General features: G+C 57.4%; 18 protein-coding genes, 1 other RNA gene and 1 pseudogene. 8 read left to right on the forward strand and 12 right to left on the reverse strand.

From position 1 onward, the window contains the following. Positions 1 to 229 precede the first annotated feature (229 nt). The 3 genes from moaA to glp are packed head-to-tail and all read left to right on the forward strand — an operon-like array spanning position 230 to position 3,349. Positions 230 to 1,393 carry a GTP 3',8-cyclase MoaA gene (gene moaA, locus RMS03_RS11430; protein ID WP_310627174.1) on the forward strand — a complete coding sequence of 388 codons (1,164 nt, stop codon included), beginning with the start codon at positions 230 to 232 and terminating at the stop codon, positions 1,391 to 1,393. Positions 1,394 to 1,427: 34 nt separating this feature from the next. Next, on the forward strand, positions 1,428 to 2,069 hold the full coding sequence (gene mobA, locus RMS03_RS11435) for a molybdenum cofactor guanylyltransferase MobA (protein ID WP_310627175.1): 642 nt from the start codon (positions 1,428 to 1,430) through the stop codon (positions 2,067 to 2,069). After that, positions 2,066 to 3,349, forward strand: a complete 1,284-nt coding sequence (glp, locus tag RMS03_RS11440; RefSeq protein ID WP_310627176.1) for a gephyrin-like molybdotransferase Glp — start codon at positions 2,066 to 2,068, stop codon at positions 3,347 to 3,349. The genes mobA and glp overlap by 4 nt, the downstream gene beginning before the upstream one ends. A gap of 19 nt (positions 3,350 to 3,368) precedes the next feature. Here the strand turns inward: glp and RMS03_RS11445 are convergent, their stop codons facing one another. The 4 genes from RMS03_RS11445 to RMS03_RS11460 all read right to left on the reverse strand — a co-directional run bounded on the left by RMS03_RS11445 (position 3,369) and on the right by RMS03_RS11460 (position 9,091). After that, positions 3,369 to 6,467, reverse strand: a complete 3,099-nt coding sequence (locus tag RMS03_RS11445; protein ID WP_310627177.1) for an efflux RND transporter permease subunit — start codon at positions 6,465 to 6,467, stop codon at positions 3,369 to 3,371. Further along, positions 6,464 to 7,648 (reverse strand): efflux RND transporter periplasmic adaptor subunit, encoded by a 1,185-nt coding sequence (locus RMS03_RS11450; protein ID WP_310627178.1) that lies wholly within the window; start codon positions 7,646 to 7,648, stop codon positions 6,464 to 6,466. Before RMS03_RS11450 ends, RMS03_RS11445 begins: the two co-directional genes overlap by 4 nt. A 129-nt stretch (positions 7,649 to 7,777) precedes the next feature. Further along, positions 7,778 to 8,233 (reverse strand): ribonuclease HI, encoded by a 456-nt coding sequence (gene rnhA, locus RMS03_RS11455; RefSeq protein WP_310627179.1) that lies wholly within the window; start codon positions 8,231 to 8,233, stop codon positions 7,778 to 7,780. Next, positions 8,234 to 9,091 (reverse strand): methyltransferase domain-containing protein, encoded by an 858-nt coding sequence (locus tag RMS03_RS11460; RefSeq protein ID WP_310627180.1) that lies wholly within the window; start codon positions 9,089 to 9,091, stop codon positions 8,234 to 8,236. Between RMS03_RS11460 and gloB the strand changes: the two genes are divergently transcribed. Together gloB and RMS03_RS11470 are read left to right on the forward strand one after the other, a co-directional pair. Continuing rightward, the gene (gene gloB, locus RMS03_RS11465; RefSeq protein WP_310627181.1) at positions 9,090 to 9,887 is read left to right on the forward strand and encodes a hydroxyacylglutathione hydrolase; all 798 of its coding nucleotides are present in this window, start codon (positions 9,090 to 9,092) and stop codon (positions 9,885 to 9,887) included. The genes RMS03_RS11460 and gloB overlap by 2 nt on opposite strands. Then, complete coding sequence (locus RMS03_RS11470) at positions 9,884 to 11,215, forward strand: transglycosylase SLT domain-containing protein (protein WP_310627182.1); 1,332 nt, start codon at positions 9,884 to 9,886, stop codon at positions 11,213 to 11,215. Before gloB ends, RMS03_RS11470 begins: the two co-directional genes overlap by 4 nt. A 53-nt stretch (positions 11,216 to 11,268) precedes the next feature. Here RMS03_RS11470 and recR read toward each other — a convergent pair whose 3' ends face one another. From recR to dnaX, 3 genes are read right to left on the reverse strand one after another with little or no spacing between them, the layout of a single operon-like run. Beyond that, on the reverse strand, positions 11,269 to 11,865 hold the full coding sequence (gene recR / locus RMS03_RS11475; RefSeq protein ID WP_310627183.1) for a recombination mediator RecR: 597 nt from the start codon (positions 11,863 to 11,865) through the stop codon (positions 11,269 to 11,271). After that, on the reverse strand, positions 11,866 to 12,189 hold the full coding sequence (locus RMS03_RS11480; protein WP_310627184.1) for a YbaB/EbfC family nucleoid-associated protein: 324 nt from the start codon (positions 12,187 to 12,189) through the stop codon (positions 11,866 to 11,868). A gap of 28 nt (positions 12,190 to 12,217) precedes the next feature. Next, positions 12,218 to 14,176 (reverse strand): DNA polymerase III subunit gamma/tau, encoded by a 1,959-nt coding sequence (dnaX, locus tag RMS03_RS11485; protein WP_310627185.1) that lies wholly within the window; start codon positions 14,174 to 14,176, stop codon positions 12,218 to 12,220. Positions 14,177 to 14,255: 79 nt separating this feature from the next. Here dnaX and ffs point away from each other — a divergent pair. After that, positions 14,256 to 14,352, forward strand: an RNA gene (gene ffs, locus RMS03_RS11490) — signal recognition particle sRNA small type. Between the two features lie 380 nt (positions 14,353 to 14,732). On the opposite strand, the gene RMS03_RS11495 is transcribed toward ffs, so the two are convergent. Next, entirely contained in the window at positions 14,733 to 15,389 is a 657-nt protein-coding gene (locus tag RMS03_RS11495; protein ID WP_310627186.1) for a DsbA family oxidoreductase, read from the reverse strand. A 68-nt stretch (positions 15,390 to 15,457) separates the two neighbouring features. Between RMS03_RS11495 and trxA the strand changes: the two genes are divergently transcribed. Both trxA and rho read left to right on the forward strand, forming a co-directional pair. Beyond that, on the forward strand, positions 15,458 to 15,790 hold the full coding sequence (trxA, locus tag RMS03_RS11500; protein WP_310627187.1) for a thioredoxin TrxA: 333 nt from the start codon (positions 15,458 to 15,460) through the stop codon (positions 15,788 to 15,790). A gap of 207 nt (positions 15,791 to 15,997) precedes the next feature. After that, positions 15,998 to 17,260: a transcription termination factor Rho gene (gene rho, locus RMS03_RS11505; RefSeq protein ID WP_310627188.1), complete on the forward strand. Its 1,263-nt coding sequence runs from the start codon at positions 15,998 to 16,000 to the stop codon at positions 17,258 to 17,260. Positions 17,261 to 17,268: 8 nt separating this feature from the next. On the opposite strand, the gene RMS03_RS11510 is transcribed toward rho, so the two are convergent. The 4 genes and pseudogenes from RMS03_RS11510 to RMS03_RS11525 form a co-directional block, all read right to left on the reverse strand. Beyond that, complete coding sequence (locus RMS03_RS11510) at positions 17,269 to 17,730, reverse strand: alpha-E domain-containing protein (protein WP_310627189.1); 462 nt, start codon at positions 17,728 to 17,730, stop codon at positions 17,269 to 17,271. Between the two features lie 57 nt (positions 17,731 to 17,787). Next, positions 17,788 to 20,355, reverse strand: coding sequence for a DNA internalization-related competence protein ComEC/Rec2 (locus RMS03_RS11515; protein ID WP_310627190.1), 2,568 nt, complete (start codon positions 20,353 to 20,355; stop codon positions 17,788 to 17,790). Positions 20,356 to 20,561: 206 nt separating this feature from the next. Then, positions 20,562 to 20,735: pseudogene (locus RMS03_RS11520) on the reverse strand (IS4 family transposase); the annotation flags it as partial. A gap of 510 nt (positions 20,736 to 21,245) precedes the next feature. Beyond that, positions 21,246 to 24,954: Ig-like domain-containing protein (locus tag RMS03_RS11525; RefSeq protein WP_310627191.1), on the reverse strand; the 3,709-nt coding region annotated here is incomplete at its 5' end.

Here is a 24,954-nt window from a genome sequence, read left to right on the forward strand (position 1 = left end):
ATTTGGTATCGTTCTTCTCGGCTGAGGTGCTTGTACATTGGGCAACTTCGACTTGGCGGTTAAAGCGGCCATGATGCTCTCGCATCCTCAGCCACCTATAACCAGTTCATCTTTGTTGCACTTCGTCCTTGAATCCGCCCGGCTGCTTTTCCTTTGAAATTGGAATTTCATATTCTTGCAATGAACTCAGTGCAAACCCTTTTGCTTTAAACAGGCAAAATCCATCCCCATGTCTGAACGCGTGATTCCCTTGGTCGATCAACGACTGCTGTCTTTGCCTGCCACCCTGCCTGCGCGGCCGATTGCCGCGGAGGGCTTGCTGCGCGACAGCTTGGGGCGACCGCTGCACGATTTGCGCATCAGCGTGACCGACCGTTGCAACTTTCGCTGCAACTACTGCATGCCCAAAGAGGTGTTCAACAAAGACTACGCCTACCTACCCCACGGCGATTTGCTGAACTTTGAAGAAATCACGCGCCTCGCCCAAGTGTTTGTGGCCCACGGCGTACGCAAAATTCGCCTCACGGGTGGCGAGCCGTTGCTGCGCAAGAACCTCGAAATTTTGGTGGCCCAACTGGCCAACATCCCAACCCCCGATGGCTCGCCACTGGACCTGACGCTGACCACCAACGGCTCGCTGCTGGCTCGCAAGGCCAAAGCACTCAAAGAGGCGGGGCTCAACCGCGTGACGGTCAGCCTCGATAGTTTGGATGATGCGGTGTTCCGCGCCATGAACGATGTGGACTTCCCCGTGGCCGATGTGCTCGACGGTATTGCAGCAGCCCAAGCGGCAGGACTTGGCGTCGACGCCGATGGCCGATTGACGGGCCTAAAGGTAAATATGGTGGTCAAGCGCCGCACCAACGTCGACCAAATTGTGCCGATGGCCCGCCACTTCCGTGGCACGGGCATCACCCTGCGCTTCATCGAGTACATGGATGTGGGCGCCACCAACGGCTGGTGCATGGACGATGTGCTGCCCTCCGCTGAGGTGATTGAACGGCTCCAACAAGTGTTCCCACTCCTACCCCTCCAAGCCACGGCTGCGGGCGAAACCGCGCAACGTTGGGGCTATGCCAATGCCGCAGGCGAGTTGGACCCAGCCTTGGGCGAAGTTGGCGTCATCAGCAGCGTGACCCAAGCGTTTTGCCGCGATTGCAACCGCGCCCGCCTCTCCACCGAAGGCAAGCTGTACCTGTGCTTATTTGCCACGCAGGGCTACGACTTGCGCGGCCTCATGCGTCAAGCCCACACCAGCGATGCCGATATCGCCTCTGCCATTGGACACATCTGGCAAGGCCGCGATGACCGTTACTCTGAACTACGCGCCTCCTTGCCTGCCGAGGCGGCACCTGCCGCGCGTCGCGTGGAGATGAGTTACATCGGCGGTTAATCGGCGCTGAGGCCACGTGCACATCAACCCATCTATGACACAGACACACATCGACGCACACGCCATCACAGGGCTCATCTTGGCAGGTGGGCGTGGCAGCCGCATGGGCGGCGTGGACAAGGGCTTGCAAAACTTCAATGGCATGCCCCTCGCCCTCCACGCTCTGATGCGCCTAGGCCCGCAGGTTGAAAGCGTGATGGTCAATGCCAACCGCAACCTCTCGGCCTACGAATCGTTTGGCGCCTCGGTGTGGCCCGATGCTTCGGCAGATTTTGCGGGGCCTTTGTCGGGCTTTTTGGTAGGCCTCGAACGTGCCGAAACGCCCTATGTGCTGACGGTGCCTTGTGATACACCACGCTTGCCACTGGACTTGGCAGAGCGCTTAGGCCAAGCCTTGGTGCGCGAAGATACTGACATTGCCATGGCTGCTGCACCTGAAACCCAAACCGATGGTCGCATTGAAATACGCACACAACCCGTGTTCTGTTTGATGAAAATTGAATTGGTCGAAAGCTTGGTGAAGTTCACCCACGCAGGTGGCCGCAAGATTGACGCTTGGACGGCGCTGCACAAAACAGTCGTCGTGCCCTTCGATTCCCCCAGCGACGACCCATTGGCGTTTGCCAATGTGAACACCTTGACCGAACTCCAAGCGCTGGAGAGCGCCGCTCCATGAAACCCTTGGACGACATCGCCGCCGCCCTGCAAGGCTATGACCCGCAGGCCCTGCGCGTGGATCAAGTCCACGCATTTTTGGCGCAACTCGTGCAACCCGTGTCTGCGGACGAATCGCAAGATGTGTATTTGTTTGACGCGTTAGGCCGTGTCTTGGCGCAAGACGTCATCTCCCCCATCAGTGTGCCCGCCCACAACAACTCGGCGATGGATGGTTTTGCGTTCGATGCTTCGCAACTGCAAGCCGACCAGCCCCTCACCTTACGCATGGTGGGCACAGCATTGGCGGGCAAGGCATGGCAAGGCAAGGTCAACGCAGGCGAGTGCCTGAAGATCATGACGGGCGCCATCCTGCCTGACACGCTTGACACCGTGGTGCCACAAGAGTTCTGCCAAATAGTGAGCGCCCATGATGTGACCACCGTCACCCTGCCCGCCAATCTCTTGAAAGCCGGCGACAACCGCCGCTTAGCAGGCGAGGACCTGATGCAAGGCCAAGCCGCACTGCAAGCAGGCCAACACCTCACACCTGCGGCCTTAGGGCTGATTGCCAGCTTGGGCCTGCCCGATGTGCGGGTACATCGCCGTTTGCGCGTGGCTTATTTCTCCACCGGCGACGAGGTACTCAGCTTAGGCGATGCCCCACGCGAAGGCGCGGTCTACGACAGCAACCGCTACACCGTGTTTGGCTTGCTCACCCGCATGGGCTGCGAAGTCATCGACATGGGTGTGGTGCGCGATGACCCCGCTTTGCTAGAGGCCGTGTTTGCCAAAGCCGCACAACAGGCCGACGCCATCATCACCAGCGGTGGGGTGAGCGTGGGCGAAGCCGACTTCACCAAAGCCATGATGAAAAAACTCGGCGATGTGGCCTTTTGGAAAATCGCCATGCGCCCAGGCCGCCCCATGGCCGTGGGCCGCATTGGCAAGTCGGTGTTGTTTGGCTTGCCCGGCAACCCTGTGGCGGTGATGGTCACCTTCTTGGCCTTTGTGCGCCCTGCATTGCTGCGGATGATGGGCAGCAATGCAGCACCTGTGCCGCTGCTGCGCGCCAAGTGCGTAGAGCCGCTGCGCAAAAAAGCAGGCCGTACCGAATACCAACGCGGGTTTGTCAGCAGCGCCCCCGACGGCACACTACAAGTGCGCACCACGGGCAACCAAGGTTCGGGCGTGTTGAGCTCGATGGTGCAAGGCAATGGCCTCATCGTTTTGCACCACAGCCAAGGCAACGTCGCTGTGGGCGATGAGGTGGATGTGATGATGTTTGACGGCGCCATCTGAGCGCCGTCTGCCTCAAGCTTTAAGGCATCATCTCCGCAGGAATTTCCATCGGGCCTGTGCCGCTGTACTTTTCAAGGTAGATGTAAATCACGGGTGTGATGTAGAGCGTGATGACCTGCGAGAACGCCAAGCCGCCCACCACCACGATACCCAGCGGCATGCGCAACTCTGCCCCAGCGCCTAGGCCCAAGGCAATGGGCAAGGCGCCCATCATGGCGGCCAGCGTGGTCATCAGAATCGGGCGGAACCGCGTCAAGCACGCGGAGCGAATGGCGTCGCGCGGCGTCATATTGTGCTGACGTTGCGCTTCGAGAGCGAAGTCAATCATCAAAATCGCGTTCTTCTTCACGATGCCAATCAGCAACAAGATGCCAATCGTGGCGATGATGGTCAGCTCCATGCCAAACAAGCGCAAGAACAACAGCGCACCAATCGCCGCAGAAGGCAAGCCCGCCAAAATCGTCAGCGGGTGGATGTAGCTTTCGTACAAGACGCCCAGCAAGACATAGATCACAAAGATGGCGCTGACCAGCAAAATAATTTGGCCTGATTGCCCACTTTGAAACACCGCCGCATCGCCACCGTAGCTGGTGATGATGGTGGCAGGCAACTCAATGTCCTTGGTGAACTGGTCAATCTTGGATGTCGCGTCGCCCAGCGGCACATCGGGCGCCAAGTTGAACGAGATGGTCACCGCAGGAATTTGACCTTGGTGGTTCACCGCTGTGGGGCCAATGAAACGCTTGAAGGTGGCCAGACTCGACAAAGGCACCAAGCGGTCCGTGGCACGCCCCCGCACATAGATGTCGTTCAAGCCTGCCTCAAACTGGCGACTTTCTTCCACCGATTCCAAAATGACTTGGTAGGTGTTGACTGCGGTGTAAATGGTGGAGATTTGCTTCTCACCATAGGACGAATACAAAGCGGTGCGAATGTCAGACATCGACACGCCCGCACTGGCCGCTTTTTCACGGTTGATGTCCACCAAGACATTCAAGCCCTTGAGCTGGGAGTCGGTGGTGACGTCACGGAAAATCGGGTCCGCTCGCATTTGGCGCACCATTTTTTCAGACCACTCATTCACGCCGTCAAAGCCCACGCTTTGCAAGATGAACTGGTAACGGCTTTTACTCACCTTGCCACCAAGTTGCAAGTTTTGAATCGGACGCATGTAGACGTTCAGGCCCGGCAAGCTACGGAACTTGGCGCGCAAGCCTTCCAGCACTTTTTGCATGGGCACACGCTCGCTCTTGGGTTTGAGGTTCAAGAACATGCGGCCGTTGTTGGGCAGGTTGCCGTTGTTGCCACCACCGCCCACAAACGACACCATGCTGAGCACGTTGGGGTCGTTCTTGACCATTTCTGCAGCAAGGTCCTGCAGCTTCAACATGGCCGTGAATGAAATGTCTTCTGCAGCTTCTGTGGTCAGCAAAACTTGTCCTAAGTCCTCCTCAGGGAAAAAGCCTTTGGGCACCCAGATGTACATGGCGATGGTCACCACAAAGGTGCCAATCGCCACAGCCAACACATGACGCTGATGGGCCAAGCACCAGTCCAAGGTGGACTCGTATTTGCGCAGCACCGCATGGAAGACTTGATCAAACTTGATGGTGATCCAGTAGTCCTTGGGCTCCTCGCCATGCTTGGGCAAAAAGCGGCTGCACAACATGGGCACGAGGGTGAGCGACACAATCGCCGAGACCAAGATGGACAGCGACACCACCACCGCAAACTCACGAAACAGCAAACCAATTGGGCCGGGCATGAAGAAGATGGGAATGAACACCGCCACCAAAGAAATCGAAATCGAGATGATGGTGAAGCCCACTTCTTTGCTGCCCTTCAAAGCCGCTTTGAGCGGGTGCATGCCCTCTTCCACATAGCGCACGATGTTCTCTAACACCACAATGGAGTCGTCGACCACCAAGCCCACGGCCAGTGTGATACCCAAGAGCGACACGTTGTCGAGGCTGTAGCCCAGCCAGTACATCAAAAAGAAGGCGCCGATCAACGACACCGGCAAACTCAGCGCCGGAATGATGGTGGCCGCTACATGTTTGAGAAACAAGAAGATGACCAACACCACCAAAGCAATGGTCAAGGCCAAGGTGTAGTGCACGTCGTGAATGGACTCACGAATTGACATCGAACGGTCATTGAGCAAGTTGATCTGCATGGAGGCAGGCATTTGCTTTTCGAACTGCGGAATCATGCGGCGGATGCCGTCCACCACTTTCACCGTGTTGGCACTGGGCTGGCGCAGCACGGCGATGATGACTGCGCGCTCGCCCATGTAGGAGCCGCTGGTCTTGACTTGTTCGTAGCTCTCACTCACGACGGCCACATCCGACAAACGAATGGGCAGGCCATTGCGCTGGGCAATCAGCAAATCGGCAAACTCACGGGCACGGACCAACTGCGGGTTGGCATAAATCGTCAAGGCTTGGCGGGGGCCATCGAGCACACCGACGGGTGAATTCGAGTTGGCTTTGTTGACCGCTTGGGCCACGTCGTCCATCGTCAAGTTGTTCAACGCCAATTTGGCCGGGTTGGCACGCACGCGCACGGCATAACGCTTTTGACCGTAGACCAAGACTTGTGCCACACCGTCGATGGTGGACAGGTTGGGCGAAATCAAGTTCTCGGCATAGTCGCTCACCTCAAACAAGTCCATCGCGGGCGAGCTCAAGGCCATCAGCAACACCGGCGCATCCGCTGGGTTGACCTTGCGGTACGACGGCGGTGTGGTCATCTCAATGGGCAAGCGACGTTGGGCGCGCAGCAAAGCGGCTTGCACGTCGACGGCGGCTTTGTCGATGTCACGGTCGTTGTTGAATTCCAACGTGATGCTGGTGGTGCTCAAAAAATTGGTCGAACTGATGACGTTGATGCCGTCAATCGTGGAGAACTCTTTCTCCAAGGGCAAGGCCACAGAGGCCGCCATGTTCTCAGGGCTCGCTCCCGACAGGGTGGCCGAGACTTGGATGACGGGGCTGTTAAAGCTGGGCAGCGCCGCCACAGGAATTTTGCTGTACGCGATGACACCAGCCACCACGGTCGCCATGGACAGCAAAATCATCATCACCGGACGACGAATGCAGAGTTCTGAAATCGTCATTTGTGTGCTTCGGCTTTAGATTCAGGCTTGGCGTCGGGTTTGGCCTCAGGTTTGCCATCGGTCTTTGCAACCGCCTCTTTGACTTTGCCGTTGGGGCGAAGGTTTTGCTTGCCTTCCACCACCACTTTGTCGCCGGCATTGATGCCAGTGATGACCGCAAAGCCTTGGCTCTGGGTTTGAACTTTGATGGGTTTGAGGTTCGCCGTGTTTTCTGCATCGACCAGAAAAACTTGGTCGCCACGGGCATTGGTCACCACGGCTTGGGAGGGAACGACCAACACATCTTTGAAGTTGCCCGATTGCACTTGCAGTCGCACAAATTGGCCTGGAATCAGGGTTTGGTCAGCGTTGTCCACCACGGCCTTGACTTTCACCGCACCAATGGCTTGGTCCACTTGGTTGTCAATCACGTACACCTTGCCTTCGCGCTTTTTACCGTCGCCCATTTGAAAGGTGATGGTGGGCGCTTGCCCTTTTTGCTGTGCAGCAAACAAGGCGGGCAAGGCACTTTCTGGCACCGTGAACTGCACGTTGATGGGGTCTAGCTGCGTGATGGTGAGCATCGCGCCTTGGGGGTTGGTGGCGGTGGCTGTTGTGCTGGTGGACACCGTGTTGCCTGGTTGAACCAAAGCCCCAGGAAACACGTTGATGATGCCCGCGCGCCCCGTGATGGGTGAGCGAATGTTGTCGTAGCTGAGTTGCGCTTGTGCCGCACGCGCTGCGGCTTGGGCTGCTTGCGAATTGGCACGTGCGGTGTCGACCGCGCCTTGCGTCACAAATTGTTGACGCAGCAATTCTTCAGCGCGGTTGAGTTGGCGTTGGGCATCGTCTGCCGTGGCTTGCGCTTTTTCATAGTTGGCACGGTCTGCGCGGTCATCCAAGCTGATCAGCAGGTCCCCTGCCTTGACCATTTGACCTTCTTTGATGTGAATCTTCGCCACCACATTGGTGACTTGGGGGCGAATGTCCACGATGTTGGCTGCGACGGTACTGCCCGTTGCTTCCAAGACCACGGGAAAGTCGCGTTGCGCCACCACAAAAGTGGTCACGGTTTGTACGGATGATTTGGTATCGGCACTACTTGCAGGCCAAAAATACTTGGTCGCGCCACCAACGACCGCCAAGGCCAGGACCATCCAAATCAAACTTTTTTTGGTCACTCTTTGAGACTTGTATTTCATAACGAGCAGATATTTTTTTGCGTATTTTGACAACAACACGCAATGTACCAGTTGCATCTATTTGAAGCCCTTTGTACGCAATTAAGCGCCCCCTAAAGAGAAACCTTTACAACAACTTAACCAAAGGTGTCACTTGCCTGACAGTACCAAGACCACGCCTCGGTTAGCTAAATCGTCAGCTCGCTCGTTGTCCACATGACCAGCATGACCCTTGACCCAGTGCCACACGATGTCGTGGTCGCCTTGATGGGTGAGCGCATCGAGTTGCTGCCAAAGGTCTGCGTTTTTCACGGGCTGCTTGGCTGCCGTGCGCCAACTGCGGGCTTTCCAACCGTGAATCCACTCCGTGATGCCTTTGCGCACGTACTCGCTGTCCAAGTAGAGCGCTACGCTACAAGGGCGCTTGAGGGCCCGCAAGGCTTGAATCACAGCCATCAACTCCATGCGGTTGTTGGTGGTGTTGAGTTCACCACCAAACAGTTCTTTTTCTTGGCCCGAAGCGGAGCGCAGCAATGCACCCCAGCCACCAGGCCCTGGGTTGCCTTTGCAAGCGCCGTCTGTGTAGATCTCTATCGTGTTGTTCATTTAAGCCTCCTGTCGAGCCGCCTCAAAGGAGGCTTGTGCGCCCTCCGGGGGCAGTGAATACACGAAGTGACGAGCGTGGGGGGACATGATTCCTTTAGAGGCGGTGTGTGACGCTGTGTTCGAAGCCGTGGTGACCACGGCTGCGGTGCGTGGCAGGGCACGCTTCCACGCGGGAGACAGCAGTCGCATGCCGTGCACACGCTTGACCGCCACCATCCCGTACACCGCACCCAAGATGGGCCACCAGCGCACGCCCGCTTCATCTATCCAGTCCCAGCGTTGCAACCAGCGCTGCGTCTTTACCGCTGGGCGGTAGCAACCAAAACTGGTGGACTCAATTTCAAAGCTCAACAGTTGCAACCAATCACGCAAGCGTCGCTGACCAATGAAGTCTCCCACCTGCGAAAAGCCGCGTCTGCAGCTTTTGCTCGCACCCCACAGGCTGTTGGGGTTGAAGCCGCAAATCACCACCCGCCCCTCAGGCACCAGCACACGCTGAACTTCGCGCAAGGTGGCGTGGGGGTCATAGCTCAACTCAAGGGTATGGGGCAAGACCAGCAAATCCAAGCTGGCATCAGGGAAAGGCAAGGCCTCGTAATTGGTCAGCAGCAGCTCTCGGCCCAAGGGCCAAGGCTCGGGCCGCGCGTCGCAAGCCAGCCAACGGTGGGGCATGCGATTGGCTTGCAGGGCATCCAACGCGGGCAAACCCAACTGCAAGGCATGAAAACCAAACACATCGATCACGGCGCGGTCTAAATAGGTTTGCTCCCACGCGCACAGATACCGACCGGCGGGAGACGCCAGCCAGTCAGGCAAACTATCGTTTTTGCTATCGTGATGAAGAGGTGTAGAAGACATGAAGCTGATTGCACTGCCTGCGTTCTCAGACAACTACCTGTGGTTATGGCAACAAGACCAACAAGCCGTGGTGGTTGACCCCGGCGACGCCGCACCAGTGCTGCACGCGTTAACCAAAGGGGGGCTGACTGAAGAAGGCCTGAAACTTGCCGCGATTCTAGTCACCCACCACCATGCCGACCATGTCGGCGGTGTGCGCGAGTTGCACTTGGCCACGGGTGCGCCCGTGTTTGGCCCCGCCCGTGAAGAAGTGCCCGCCCCCTTCACAGCAGTGATGCAAGGAGACGAGCTTGAGTTATTGGGCCAAACCGTGCAAGTGCTGGATGTGCCGGGCCACACGGCAGGTCATGTCGCTTATGTGTTGGCGGATGCGCCGCAAAGCCCCGTGCTTTTTTGTGGTGACACCTTGTTTTCTGGAGGGTGTGGGCGGATTTTTGAGGGTACCCCCATGCAAATGCTGGCCTCTTTAGATCGCTTGGCCGCACTCCCCCACCACACGCGGGTGTGTTGCGCTCACGAGTACACTCTTTCCAACTTGCGATTCGCCCTCGCCGTAGAACCTGACAACACAGATTTGCAGCACTACATGGCGCAGTGCCAACAACTCAGAGCCCAGGGAACGCCCACCCTGCCCGCCCAATTGGGCACTGAATTGCTAATCAACCCGTTTTTACGGGCTCGACACCCTCATGTGCGACATGCCGTTGCACAACATGCTGGACTCTCAGCAAGCGAACAACACGACGATGCGGCTGTCTTTGCAGCCCTTCGCGAATGGAAGAACGATTTCAAATGAGATTTTTACTCGCCGTTTTAAGTATCAGCCTGAGCCTGAGCCTTGTCTTGCTCACCGGTTGCGCCAGCTTACCTGAACAAGGCAATGTGGGACTCAGCCCTGTAGCCAAAGGCAACTTCAAACGCGACAACGTAGCCAAGCTGGAGCTGTCCAACGATTTATGGGAGCGCATCCGCAAGGGCTACCAAATGCCAGATCTAGAAAGCGACTTGGTCAATGACCGCACCCAGTGGTACGCCAACAAGCCAGACTACATCCAACGCATGAGCGAGCGCTCAAGCAAGTACCTGTTCCACATCGTTGAAGAACTCGAAACCCGCAAGATGCCCACCGAGTTGGCGTTGCTGCCTTTCATTGAAAGTGCCTTCAACCCACAAGCGGTCTCCAGCGCACGGGCCAGTGGCATGTGGCAGTTCATGCCCGCCACCGGCAAAAGCTTTGACCTCAAACAAAACGTGTTTCGCGATGACCGCCGCGATGTGCAAGCCTCTACCCGTGCAGCCCTAGACTACCTTGAGCGTCTGCACAAAATGTTTGGCGACTGGCACTTGGCCTTGGCCGCCTATAACTGGGGCGAAGGCAATGTGGGCAAAGCTATTGCCCGCAACAAACGTGCAGGCCTGCCCACCACCTATGCCGACTTGAACATGCCCATGGAAACACGCATGTATGTGCCCAAGCTGCAAGCCATGAAAAACTTGGTAGGTAACCCGCCCGCCTACAACTTGGTGTTACCCAGCATCCCAAACCATCCCTACTTTCAGAGCGTGCCTTTGCCGCGCGACATGGATGTGAGCGTGGCGGCCAAACTGGCCGATATTCCTTTGGAAGACTTCAAGGCGCTGAACCCATCGGCGCATCGCCCTGTGTTGCTCGCGGCAGGCTCACCCAACATCTTGCTACCCTGGGACAACGCTGAAGTGTTTCAGCGCAACTACGAAGCCTCGTCCATCGCCCGCATGGCCACCTGGACGGCTTGGATTGCCCCCACCACCATGAAAGTAGCGGATGCCGCCAAGAAGGTGAACATGACTGAAACCGATTTCCGCGCCATCAACAACATCCCACCACGCATGCTCATCAAAGCAGGATCTGCTTTGATGGTGCCACGCAGTGTCAGCATGTTGGGCGATGTGACAGCGCAAGTGGCCGACAACGGCAAGCTCGACTTGTCACCCGAAGCTGTGGCCAAGCGCAAGGACTCAGGCAAAGGCGAAAAACACGCCAATGGCACCAAGCTGGCCTCCGCCAAAGACATTAAAGGTGCGGGCGCAAAACAAGTCGCCGAGAAAAAAGGCAAAGGCGACGCGAAAATCGCGAAGAAGTAAACGCGTCACAAAAACACAGGTACGCGCACGTGCCTTCGTGTTGTGGTTGGTGTTTAAGCGTCTCGCCGATCAACCAATGCATGGGCGATGGTGCCCAAATCCACATACTCCAACTCGCTGCCCACGGGTACGCCACGGGCCAGGCGGGTGACTTGTACGCCGCGTTTTTTGAGCCCTTCACCCAGCACATGCGCGGTGGCCTCACCCTCCGCCGTGAAGTTGGTGGCCAAGATGACTTCTTTGACCGATCCATCGCTGGCGCGGCCCATCAGTTTTTGCAAGCCAATGTCTTTGGGACCAAAACCGTCGAGGGGGCTGATACGCCCCATCAACACAAAGTACAAGCCTTTGTAAGCACCTGTGCGTTCGACCGCCGATTGATCAGCAGGTGTTTCGACCACACACAAACGGGTGGTGTCGCGCCCGTCATCCAAGCAGGTGTCGCACACGGTTTGAGTGGTGAAGGTGTGGCAACGCTCGCAATGCTGAACTTGCGCGGCAGCTTGGTGCAGCGCTTGAGAGATCAGCTCTGCCCCCTCACGGTCATGTTGCAACAAGTGATAAGCCATGCGCGAGGCCGATTTGACGCCTACGCCTGGCAAGCGACGCAGGGCCTGAATCAGGCCTTCCAGCACAGAGGTGTCGCTCATTTAGAACGGCAGTTTCAAGCCAGGCGGCAAACCAGCAGTGAGCTTACTCATCTTGGCTTCGCTGGTCTCTGCGGCTTTGCGCACGGCATCATTGAAAGCCGCGGCCACCAAGTCTTCCAGCATGTCTTTGTCGTCCGTCATGAGGCTGGGATCAATGGTGATGCGCTTGACATCGTGCTTGCACGTCATCAAAACTCTGACCAAACCAGCGCCAGATTCGCCCGTCACCTCAACAAAAGCCAGTTCATCTTGTGCTTTCTTGAGGTTTTCTTGCATGGCTTGGGCTTGCTTCATCAGGCCGGAGAGTTGTCCTTTGTTGAACATGAGTTTTCCCTTTTAGAAACTAAAAAATTTAAAGTGGTTTGATGCTGCCCGGCACAACTTTGGCGTCGTAGTCGCGCATCCAACTTTGAACCATGGGGTCATTGCGGATGACGGCCTCTGCCCCAGCTTGGCGCTGCACCGCAGCGACAGCATTGCGTCTGGCCGGGCTGTCTTGCACACGGCCCACTTCCACCGTCAAACGCACGGCGTGCCCTGCGGCTTCGAGGGCTTTTTGCAAGCGCTCACGGCTGGTGGTGCTGTTGAGCGATTCACGCTCCACGCGCAACATCCACGTATCTATATCACGCGCTACGAGTTGCGACTGCAAGGCTAACTCACGCACCAAGGCGTTGATGGTTTCGGCCTCCGACATGTCCATCACCAACTTGTGCCAAAACTCCCCCTCAGGCGTGGCCACAATCTGCGGCACTTCCGTCGTGGGCATGTAGCGCTCAAGCGACGCACGAGGCTCGACTTGTTGGCGCACAGGCATGGCGACCACGGCAGCGTCGGAATCATGGTCATACCCTTGATCTGGCGTGGCGCAACCTTCTGGGTCATAGCTGGGGTCATCCTCCCAAGGCGGCACCTCGCTTGGTTGCATGTCACGCACGGGTAAGGCTTGCACAGGTGATGCGGGCTGAGGCTGCTGCGCGGGTTGCCAACGGACCGTTTTTGAAGAGGCTGGAGCAGGGTCGGTAACAGTCGTTACAACAGGCTGGGCCGCGACTGCTGCCGCTTGGCGTGTAGGTGCGGACGTGGCGGGACTGGCAGGGACACTCGCCATCGCAGGAGCAGATGGCGGGTGCGCCTGTGCTGTGGCACCGCGATGCGGATTAATTAGAGTTTTTTTTTCAGCCGAGGCTGAAGCAGAGTTCGAAGTCTGTGGCTTGAACGCCAACAAACGCAGCAGCACCATCGTGAGCGCGGCATATTCATCTGGGGCTAAGCCCAATTCTTGACGACCATGCAAACTCAAGCTGTAGAGCAGTTGTGTTTCGTCGGGCGGCATGACACCTGCCAAACGTGCGATCTCCGCGGCTTCAGGGTCTGCACCGTCGTCTTCGCCCATGTCGGGCACGGCTTGCAACACCGCCATGCGTTGCAACACCATCGACATGTCTTCCAGCGTGGCCGCAGCGCTCAGGCCATTTAGGCGTAAGGCTTCGGAGGTTTCCACCACCGACTTGCCGTCCCCATTAGCTAGGGCCTCAATCAGGCGAAACACATGCGAGCGATCCGCACAGCCCAACATCTGGCGAACCGCCGCCTCTTGGAGCTGACCACCACCGTAGGCAATGGCTTGGTCCGTCAAACTCAAGGCGTCACGCATAGAGCCACGTGCAGCACGGGCTAGCAAACGCAGAGCTTGGGGTTCCGAGGCAATGTTTTCTTGGTCCAACACATGACCTAAGTGCTCCAACACCGTTTCAGGGGCCATGGGGCGCAGATTGAACTGCAAGCAACGCGACAACACGGTGACCGGCACTTTTTGCGGATCTGTTGTGGCGAGTACGAATTTCAGATATTCAGGGGGCTCTTCCAACGTCTTCAACATCGCGTTGAAGGCGGTGTTGGTGAGCATGTGCACCTCGTCAATCATGAAGACTTTGAAGCGGCCTTGCACAGGCTTGTAAACCGCTTGCTCAAGCAAGCTCTGCACTTCGTCCACACCACGGTTGGAGGCGGCATCGAGCTCGGTGTAATCCACAAAGCGGCCAGCATCAATATCGGTGCAGGCTTGGCACACGCCGCAGAGGTTGGCCGTGATGCCGCCCGTGCCATCTAAGCCTTGGCAATTGAGCGATTTGGCCAACACGCGCGACACTGTGGTTTTACCCACACCGCGTGTGCCGGTAAACAAATAGGCGTGATGCAAACGTTGGGTGGTCAGGGCATTGGTGAGCGCTTGCACAACGTGTTCTTGCCCCACCATCTCTGTGAAGGTTTTCGGACGGTACTTGCGGGCGAGCACGAGGTAAGACATATGCGCATGATTCTAAAGCGAGCGCACGCCCCCTCGCAACAAGGGCTTGAGAATGCTCTTGTGTCCTACAATTGAGTCCGACGGGCCTTCCCACATGGTGAAGCGGCCAACTGGGTCAGGCGGGGAACCGAGCAGCCCTAACTGTGGAGCCAGTGCTGGGGTCAAGGTCCGTCACCTTCTTTTTTCGCTCAAGAAATCCTCCACTCCTGCCGATACAGGTGCGATGACCGAAGAAAGTACATCCGCAACACAAGATCCAACCTCCATTACGCCAGACGTGCCCGAGGATATCGTCACGCCTATTGCGCCTGCGCCTGCGCCTCCAGCAATCGAAACCCAAGTGGTGGCGGAACAAGCTGCGCCCCAAGCCCAAGCACCAGGACCAAGCAAGCCTGCTGAGCCCGATGCCATTCAGCCTTTTACCGACAAAACGCATGAGACCCTCCAACGTGAGGTGGCTAGCATTGAGCCAGGAAAGTTTTTACGTGCCCACATCAAAACTTTTTTGGTGGGCGGCAGCCGCGCAGCCAACACCCGCAGCATGGATCGAGAAAGATTAATGGCTAGGCGGGGCGGCGTTCATCGCCTCAGCCATCGCCTGCAACAAGGTGTCGCTCTCATGCGCACCAGACAAACCGACTTGGCGGTTGAAGATGAAAAACGGCACACCCGTGATCCCCATTTCACGCGCAGCGTTGTCATTGCCGATGGTTTGGCTGTGCAAGGCTGAGTTTTGCAAGTGCTGTTCAGCCACGCTGCGTGCCATGCCCGCAGACTCAGCGATATCCATCAGCACAGCAGCTTCTGTCAAATCGCGGCCTTCGATGAAATAGGTTTTGAACAAAGCCTCCACCATCGCGTCTTGCGCCATGCCCGGCTCAGACACCGCAATCAAACTGTGCGCCACCACGGTATTGGGTTGGCGTGCGATGCGGTCAAACGCAAAGGCAATACCCGCCTCTTTGCCCACGCCAGCCACGCGCTCATAAACGCTGCCCGCCTTGTCACCAAATTTCTGACTCACATAATCAGCACGGGCCATGCCCTCTGGGGCCATCTCAGGGTTGAGCTGAAACGTGTGCCAACGCACCTCTGGGTCCACATCTGGATGCTGAATGGCCAAAAGCGCTAACGCGCGCTCTAAACGTCGTTTACCCACATAGCACCAAGGGCAAACAACATCAGACACAACATCAATGGTGAGAGTTTTCATGGGGGTACTTGCTTTCTGCCACAATGGCTTAACTGTAGCTCTATCGCCAATTCAAAGAGGAAATAACCATGGCTAGCGATTTGATCAAACACATCACCGACACCAGCTTTGAAGCAGACGTCTTGCAAGCGGACAAGCCCGTCTTGGTGGACTATTGGGCCGAATGGTGTGGTCCTTGCAAAATGATTGCCCCCATCTTGGATGACGTTGCCACCACCTACGAAGGCAAGCTGCAAATTGCCAAAATGAACGTAGACGAAAACCGCGATATCCCCAGCAAGCTGGGCATCCGTAGTATCCCTACATTGATGGTGTTCAAAGGTGGCCAACTCGCAGCCACCAAAGTGGGTGCCATGAGCAAAGCCCAGTTGACCGCATTCATCGACCAACAACTGGCTTAAAACCAAATACACCAACGCAAAGCCCGCAGATTGTTCAATCTGCGGGCTTTTTTTCTGTCATAATCAATTTTGAACTCACCTTGTTGCCCATGAGGCTACTCAGGTTCCCCATCAGGGCATGAATTCTGGTCCAGAGGTATTTCACACCTCGCTCCGACCTCCCCCCTCTTTTTTTAACGACCTCCCTTTTGTGGAGTCACAAGCAAGATGCATCTGAACGAACTCAAGGCACTGCACGTGTCTGAAGTGCTGAAACAAGCCGAAGACCTCGAAATCGAAAACACAGGCCGCATGCGCAAGCAAGAGCTGATGTTTGCCATCATCAAAAAGCGCGCCCGCGCTGGCGAACAAGTGTTTGCAGATGGCGTGCTCGAAATCTTGCCCGACGGCTTTGGCTTCCTGCGTAGCCCAGACACCAGCTACACCGCCTCGACAGACGACATCTACATCAGCCCCAGCCAAGTGCGCCGCTTCAACCTGCACACCGGCGACATGATTGAAGGCGAAGTCCGCATCCCCAAAGACGGTGAGCGCTACTTTGCCCTGACCAAACTCGACAAGGTCAACGACGACCTGCCTGAAAACAACAAGCACAAGGTCATGTTCGAGAACTTGACCCCCCTGTTCCCTCGTGAACAGATGAAGCTTGAGCGCGAAATCAAAGGTGAAGAAAACATCACTGGCCGCATCATCGACATCATTGCGCCCATCGGTAAAGGCCAACGCGCCTTGGTCGTGGCCCCGCCCAAGAGCGGCAAGACCGTGATGATGCAGCACATCGCCCACGCCATCGCCGCCAACTACCCCGACGCACACATGATGGTGCTGTTGGTGGACGAGCGCCCAGAAGAAGTGACCGAAATGCAGCGCTCGGTCAAAGCCGAAGTGATTGCCTCCACCTTTGACGAACCCGCCGCACGCCACGTACACGTGGCTGAAATGGTGATTGAGCGCGCCAAGCGTTTGGTGGAACTGAAAAAAGATGTGGTCATCTTGCTCGACTCCATCACCCGCCTCGCCCGCGCATACAACAACGTGGTGCCCTCGTCTGGCAAAGTGTTGTCAGGTGGCGTGGACTCCAACGCACTGCAACGCCCCAAGCGCTTTTTTGGCGCGGCACGTAAAGTGGAAGAAGGCGGCTCACTCACCATCATCGCCACGGCCTTGGTCGACACCGGTAGCCGCATGGACGAAGTGATCTTTGAAGAATTCAAAGGCACAGGTAACTGCGAAATTCACCTCGACCGCCGCTTGTACGAAAAGCGCGTGTTCCCCGCCATTCAACTCAACCGCAGCGGTACACGCCGCGAAGAGCTGTTGTTGCCGCCCGAGATCTTGTCAAAGACCCGCATCCTGCGCCAGTTCATGTACAATATGGACGAAATCGAATCCATGGAAATGGTTTTGAAGAGCATGAAGGCGACGAAGTCGAACGTCGAGTTCTTCGACATGATGCGTCGCGGCGGTTAATCCTCCAATCAATTCGGGATCAAAAACTCCCGACTGATGCTCGCGCCAATTTTATTCACGCGGTCCAAGAACTGCGTGAGATAGGCGTGCAGCCCATTGGCCAGAATTTCTTCAATGCGGTTGAATTCCATTTCAGCGCACAGCTTGCCCGCGCGACGATAGCTCTCGAGCGAACGATCGTCCGAGACCATCGAGATGTTGTTGGCCACCTCGTTCAAACACGCATGCAGCGAGCGCGGCATATCGGCACGCAGGATGAGTAACTCGGCCACGCGCTCAGGGTGAATCACATCGCGATAGACCTTGCGGTAAACATCAAAGCCAGACACGCTGCGCAAAATCGTGCGCCAGTGGTAGAAATCGTGTTGGCTAAACAACTCAGGGAAGAGCCGCATCATTTTTCGGTCTTCCAACATGTAGCTCACGCCGCTGGGGGCGATACTGTGCGTTGTTCTGGGCATACACCTCATTAAACTTGTGCATCTTAGGAACTTTTGGCATCTAGTACGCAAGTTGGATGCCAGTCCTCAGAATACGTGATGCCAATAGCGTTGTCTTTGATTTCGCTCACATTGCACCAAGTTGGGTTGATCGCTGCGCCATTGCGATGCACCGCAACGGGGGGTTTGCACCACTTGCACCCCTAAATCGCTGTAGCGCTGCAATACCTCGGGCCGTGGGTGACCAAAGCGATTGCGATAACCCGCTTGCACCACGGCCACACTGGGCTGCACCGCCTGCAAAAACGCCTGCGTGGACGAGGTGGCACTGCCGTGATGCGGCACCAGCAACCAATCCGCTTGCAAGGCTTGACCGCTATGCAGCAAAGCGCTCTCTTGCGCGGCTTCGATGTCGCCGACAAGCAAGGCGGACACCCACAGGCTATCGCCACTCGCCGCCTCTTGTGCTGGGTCCTGTGTTGCTTGGCGTAGCCCACTCACGCGCAACACACAGCTCAGGGCATTGGGTTTGAGCTTGCGCTCATAGTCTGCCGCACTCGGATGCAGCACCTCCAAGCGCACACCATCCCACACCCACGACTGCCCGCGCTCACAACGCTGCATCACACCCAACTGCTGCAACGGGTGCTCGGTAGCGATCGACGTCAACACATCGGCCTGCGACTGCATGGCCATCACCGCTGGTGCGCCACCGCTGTGGTCGCTGTCTTGGTGGCTGATGACGATGCGGTCTAGCCGCTCGCCCCACGCACGCAGCAGCGGCACCAACACGCGTTGGCCTGCATCCGTCTCTGCCGAGTAACGTGGCCCTGTGTCGTACAACAAGCTGTGCGTCGCCGTGCGCAACAACACCGCATGGCCCTGCCCCATGTCAGTCGCCACCAGCTCAAACGTGCCATGCGCTGGGCGCGGCGTTTGCCAGCACAGCACGGGCAGCACCAAAACCACACCGAAGCAACGCATCCACCCTGGCAAACGAAACACCCATAGCGCCATGCCCAGCAGCGCAGCTGCCCCCGCCCACAGCGGTGCAGCGGGCACCGACCATTGCGCCCAAGGCAGGTTGGCACACGCTTTGAGCAGCCACACCAACACATGCAAGGCCTCAGCCGCCAAGCTCCAAGCGGGGGAGACCCACAAACCCAATAAACACAAAGGCGTCACCACCAAGGTAACCCACGGCACCGCAAGCAAGTTGGCGAACAAACCCACCACCGACACTTGGTGAAACAACAGCAAGGTCAGCGGGGCCAAGCACACGCTCATGAGCCACTGCTCGCGCCACATGCGTTGGACAGAGGCCCAAGCAAAGGCAAGCATGCCTCGTTGCCTTTGGCGCACCGCCACGACGGGGGTATCCCAACCGTTCAACTCCTGCGCCTGAGCTGACCCGTTCGCCATCGTGTCAGCCGAGGACTGTGGGCCCGAAGCAAACAACACCCCCACCGCCACAAAACTCAGCCAAAACCCAGCTTGCATCAGCGCCCATGGGTCTAGCGCCAACACCACCGCACACACACTCAGCCATACCTGGGGCCACGGCCAGTGCACACCTTGCCAACGCAGTAGCGTCACCGCCGCCAGCATCCACACTGTGCGTTGCGCGGGCACACCCCAGCCTGTGAACACGGCATACGCCAACGCCACCAGCACCGCGCACACACTCGCTGCCGTGGGCGCGGGCAGCCACAAGCTCCAAGGCCGCTGGGGTGCCCACACATCGCTGCGCCGCCACAGCCAGCCCACACCCCACGCCACTAACCACGCCAAACCCGTGATGTGCAAACCAGAAATCGCCATCAAATGTGCCACACCTGTGGCACGGAACACATCCCAATCAGCGCGCTCAATCGCCGCTTGGTCGCCCACCAACAAGGCCGCCACAATGCCAGCCATCGCGCGGTCGGTCACCTGCACGTCGATGGCACTGCGTACCCGTTGGCGCAAGCGCTCCACTGGATGCGCCCATGTTTGTCCCAGCCATTGCGGTGCTGCATCTTTCACGCCATGACGCACATAGCCTGTGGCTTGCAAACCCTGCTCCCACAGCCACAACTCGTAGTCAAACCCATTCGGGTTGATGTGCCCATGGGGCGCTTTGAGGCGCACCGTCAACTGCCAGCGGTCGCCCGGGCGTAAATCTGCAGGTGGTGGCTGCAACTTGTCGTCACTGCCGTGCAAGCGATTGCCATACCACCCCAGCAGTAATTGGGGTGGCAGCTGCACCCACGTGCCGCCACTCTCACGCGCAGACTCCACCTCGAAACGAAACCGGGCACTGTCATCCATGCGCTGCGGCAAGTTGGCCACGATGCCCTCCACTTGTAGCGTGTGGCCTTCGAGCGCTGGGGTTAACGACGTTTGCAAATAATGACTGGCCCGTGCACCCGCGAGGGTGAGTGCCAAAGCGCAAGCCAGTACAAACCATGCAATAACGTGGTGAACCACGGTCGATGCGTCTGGCCGCCCAAACGCAAAACGCCAAGCATCCATACGAGCTGCGGCATACGCCAGCACAAGGGAAATTGCAGCCAGCACCCAGTACACCTCAACGGCCCACAGCTGCGCCTGCTGCAACTGCAATGCCGTACCCGCCAGCCAGCCCAACGCCCAAGGTGTGATGAAAGAAAACATCGCCACATGTTCGACCCAACACAGTGCCCCAAGCGCTACCCACACTCACAAGTTCAAAAGCCGCCTCCATCACTGGGGCGGCTTTGCGGGCATGGGGCGGTGCTGCGGTTTAACTCGCAGCGGCTTTGCTGGCCCCGCACACCTCTTTCTTCAACGCCGCCAAGTAGGTGTTGGCGCGAATCGGGTGCAGTTTCAGTAGTGTCTGGTTAAAAAGTGAATAAATTTAACTGCTTAGCGCTGCCTGCCTCTTCTGATGTGTAGGCATCAGACTGCAAGACGCATGAAATCGAGGTTTTCTCAAAAAAAGACACCGACAAAATCTGTAGAAAAGTGTAGAGCGAGGCCTCCAATTGCAACTCCTTCTTGACAATGGCGATCAACCCAACCTTGCCCGCTTGGGCAGCGGCCCAGTGCAAGTTGCTTACCAAAGTGGCGTCTGCCTCATCTGCGCTGACACCCTCTGCCAGCAAGCCGGCCATGGCGTGGATGCTTGGGTAGTTCAGGGCCTTGGCATACCGCAGGGCTTGGGCAAAGCCGGTACGGAATTCGGTTTCCCGTCCAGGCACACTGGCCGTGCCGCGACAACCGGCCCCCTAAGACTTGGCAAAGCTGCCAGTGTCGCTACCGCTGGAAGGCGTGTTGAACAGCACCTGCTGTAAACCATTGGCCTTCAATCGGACGGCCAGCTCTTGCGCCGCAAAGGCATAAGGAAACCAATATCCACCGCCGTGAAACCGTCTTTGGCGGCCGCTTCAAAGCGGTCCAAAAACGGCAAGCGGGGTACAGCATCGAGAGGTTGACGGCAAAACCAGGTATAAGCCGATCAAAAACAAAAACACGTAAGACGGGGCATCAACATGCCCCCTATAGGCTTGACTATAGAACTGCCCTCAAATCACCACCAAGTTGGTGTTCAGCAGTGTCCAGTCAATCGGCGAACTGTTTTGGCTGATCACAGAATTACCCGCTTCGTCGGTGGCTTTGATTTGAACGGCCCCTCTGTCGTAAATGGCCGTTTGGTTTTTAAAAGTCAGACCATCCAGTGCGAAGAGGCTGTCAAAGTAAGGTGTGGGTGTGAAGGCGCGTATTGAAATCGTGTGCTCCCCATCATTTTGTGCCGTCATGGTTTTCGAGAAAGACTGCCATCCCTTGACCGAGACCCTGTCGGTCCCCAGCGACACGCCATCGACAAATACGGCATATCGCACGCTGCTGATATTGCTGGTGGTGACACCGGCCGCCAGATAACCATCGAGCGTATAGGTGCTCCCCTCCGAAAACTCAACTTTTTGACGCCAGATGTCCCGGCTAAATGCGCCAAAATCTAATTTACCGACCCTCAGACAGGCATCACCCGCGCCCCCCTGTGCAAGCGACAAGTTGGTGGGATAGTTAAGCAAAGCACCTGGAAGTGTTTCGGTGATGGTGGCATTGCCGTAATCGCTTTCCCATGCCATTTTACCAGCCCGAAAATCGCCATTGTCAATTTGATTGGCGGCCGATGTCAGTACTGGCAAGTCTATGCGCAGGGGGCCGCTGCCGTCTTCTGACAATGTGGCCCAGCTCGCCCCGTAGTCCATCGAGTAATCAATGCGCAGATCTGGTTCAAGCAGGCCCCCAACCTGGAGGGTTCCATGATTGCCGCTGGAACTCGACAAAATCATCGACAGATTTGCTGGCGCCGTGGTGTCCAGCGTCATGCTCAATGAAGCTGTTTTGCTGGTGTTGCCAGCAACATCGAATTGTCGAGTGGTGTAGCTGTGTGCCCCCTGCGTCGCGGTGAAGCTCGACCCGGTGCCAGCTTGCCACTGCCCATCATCAACCTTGTACTGCCATGTCGCCGACTTCTCCAGTCGCTCTATACGAATGGTCGCCTGATTCGTGAGTCGATCACTGTTGGAGATGCCAGCGTCTACCATGGCCAGCAAAGGGGTAAATGCCACATTGTCGACGGCAAGGGGAGCGCTGTTGCCCGCCATATCCGTGACCCCACCCGATGAGGAAAGTGTCCTGACAACAATGTGTTGCGCTCCGTACACGCCATCTTTGAGTTCTATGCTGGTGCCGCTACCTTCTTGCCAACTCATGCGTCCATCGGTGCTGTATTGCCAATGAACATCAGCGGTCAGCCCACTGACGTTCAAGGTGCGGTTCTGCGTGATGCCGTCCGCAGCGGAGGTGCCGGTGTCCTCGGCCAGCGTTAGAGCCAGGTGGCGCGGCAGTGCCGCCGACATTGGATTGTCGACGATGATGAGATTGTCAGCGTACGCATGGGTGAACATGTTGGAAATGGTGTACCGCTCTGTATAACCCCAAGGGTTGAACAAGGTCACGATGTCTGTGCTGGTGTCATAAGCCAATACGGCATATTGATGTCCCGCCACTCGTCCGCCTGTTTTCGCACCGCTGCCAAAAGAAACAAAGTCCCCGGCTTCAAGCGCACTGCTAAGAACCTGTCTGAGCTTTGGGAGGCCAAACTCTGTCGAGTAAACGTTTTTTGAGACGTGAACATCCCAAGCACTCTTGACTCGCGTTGTCGCTGTGAGGTACAGCATGGCCGCGCCGCTGTACGGCTCGATGTTGTAGGACTTCTCTTCATAAGCCCTGCTGGGAAAGGTAATGTTGTCATACGTAAACGCATACCACGCCTCTTCCAACAGGCGCGCCCAAATGGTGCCAGCGTCACGGCTAGCGCCTCGTGTGCTGAAGCGATTGTCAAAGGTGTAGTAGTCGCCGCCAACGCGCACGCCATACGTGCCGTTGCCGTTGTCCGTGAACATTGATTTCAGCAGGTCTTGATCTTCCGCGCACAGCGCTGCCATGGCCGAGACAGACGTGCAGTTGTGATAACTGCCCTGACGGACTTCGTAAACCTGCGGACCACCTCCTTCCCACAAGGGGTCGTTGTCCTGTTCGTAGCCTTGGCGTTCAACAGGGTTGTTTTGCCCCAAGAACCATGTGCGAACCAGCTGGTCAAACTGCGTTGCATTGCTGCCCACTGCCAAATTGCCTAGAGCGATTTCTTGGCTCCCGCCTTCTGTCCAAATGGTGTTGAACTTGTCGCCGTTCACAAAACTGTTGCAAATACTGTGCAGGTACGTCTTGGTGCCAAGCTGCTGGCCCACGTATTGGGTGAGTTGCTTCAGGTCATCAAACTCAAGCTGCGTGAGACCACTTTCACGCCCTTTTAGATCGGTGTTAACTTTCTGGAAGAAGTTGAGTAGGCCCTGGTAGTCCAGCGCTTCAAGTTGTGATCGGCAGGCCTGCTGAACGAGGCTTGACTTGCAGGACAGCACAAACTGGGTGAATGCATCGAGTTGCGCGGCTTGGGTTAGGGATGAGGTATTCCCAGCTGCGTCGACCGTGGTGACGCTGAAGGTAACGCTGCCGCCGGTGGGCAAGCTGGTCGCAGGCACAGTGGCCGTCCATGCACCGCTGCTGTTGGCTGACACGGTGACATCGCTACCCGTGCCAGTGGCAATGGTCACACTGGCACCAGCCTCGGTGCTGCCTGACAAAACCACACCCGTCGCGCTCTCGCTAAGGGTGATAAGCGCTTGTCCCTCTTTGCTGTCGATCAGCAGTGCCGGTACAGCGGTATCAACGATCCAAATTGCTGCATTGCTGCTGACCGTGCCCACATTACCCGCTACGTCGTTTTGTCGCACTTGTATGCGTCCAACGTCATAACTGGCATCGTCAGCGCTCAAATTAAAGCTGCTGCCCGAGCCGTTGGCCCATTCACCTGTGCCTATCTTGTATTGCCAGGTGTTGCCTGCGTCCACGCCACCGACGTTGACCGTGCGGTTGTTGGTGATGCCGTCGTTTGCACTGCCACCCGTGTCGCTGGCCAAGGCCAAGCTCGGAGCAATTGTCGGGCCTGTCGTGTCAACGCTGGCCGTGCAGGTTTGCGTGGCCACGTTGCCTGCTGCGTCAGTCGAGGTAACGGTGAAGGTGACGCTGCCACTGGTGGGCAAGCTGGCCTCAGGAATGGTGGTGCTCCAGTTGCCGCTGGCATCAGCTGTGACAGTGACCGTGCTGCCGGTGCCAGTGGCAATGCTCACGCTGCGCCCAGGATCGGTGGTGCCCGACAGGGCTACGCCTGCCGTGCGCTCGGCGGCGTTGATAGTGCCGTCGCCTGCGATGTTGGCCGTGGCTTGTGTGACGGACAGCGCAGGGCCTGTGGTGTCCACGTTGGCCGTGCGCGTGACGCTGGAGGTGTTGCCTGCCGCGTCGCTGGAGCTAACGGTGAAGGTGACGCTGCCACTGGTGGGCAAGCTGGCTGCGGGAACGGTGGCATTCCACACGCCGCTGGCATCTGCTGCGGCCGTGATGTTCGCGCCTGTGCCAGTGGCAATGCTCACGCTGCGCCCAGGATCGGTGGTGCCCGACAGGGCTACGCCTGCCGTGCGCTCTGCCGCGTTGATGGTGCCGTCGCCTGCGATGTTGGCCGTGGTTTGTGTGACGGCCAGCGCTGGGCCTGTGGTGTCAACGCTGGCCGTGCGGGTTTGCGTGGCCACGTTGCCTGCTGCGTCCGTCGAGGTGATGGTGAAGGTGACGTTGCCACTGGTGGGCAAGTTGGCCGCGGGAACGGTGGCG

The organism is Limnohabitans sp., from assembly GCF_031538885.1.
Taxonomy (GTDB): Bacteria; Pseudomonadota; Gammaproteobacteria; order Burkholderiales; family Burkholderiaceae_C; genus Limnohabitans.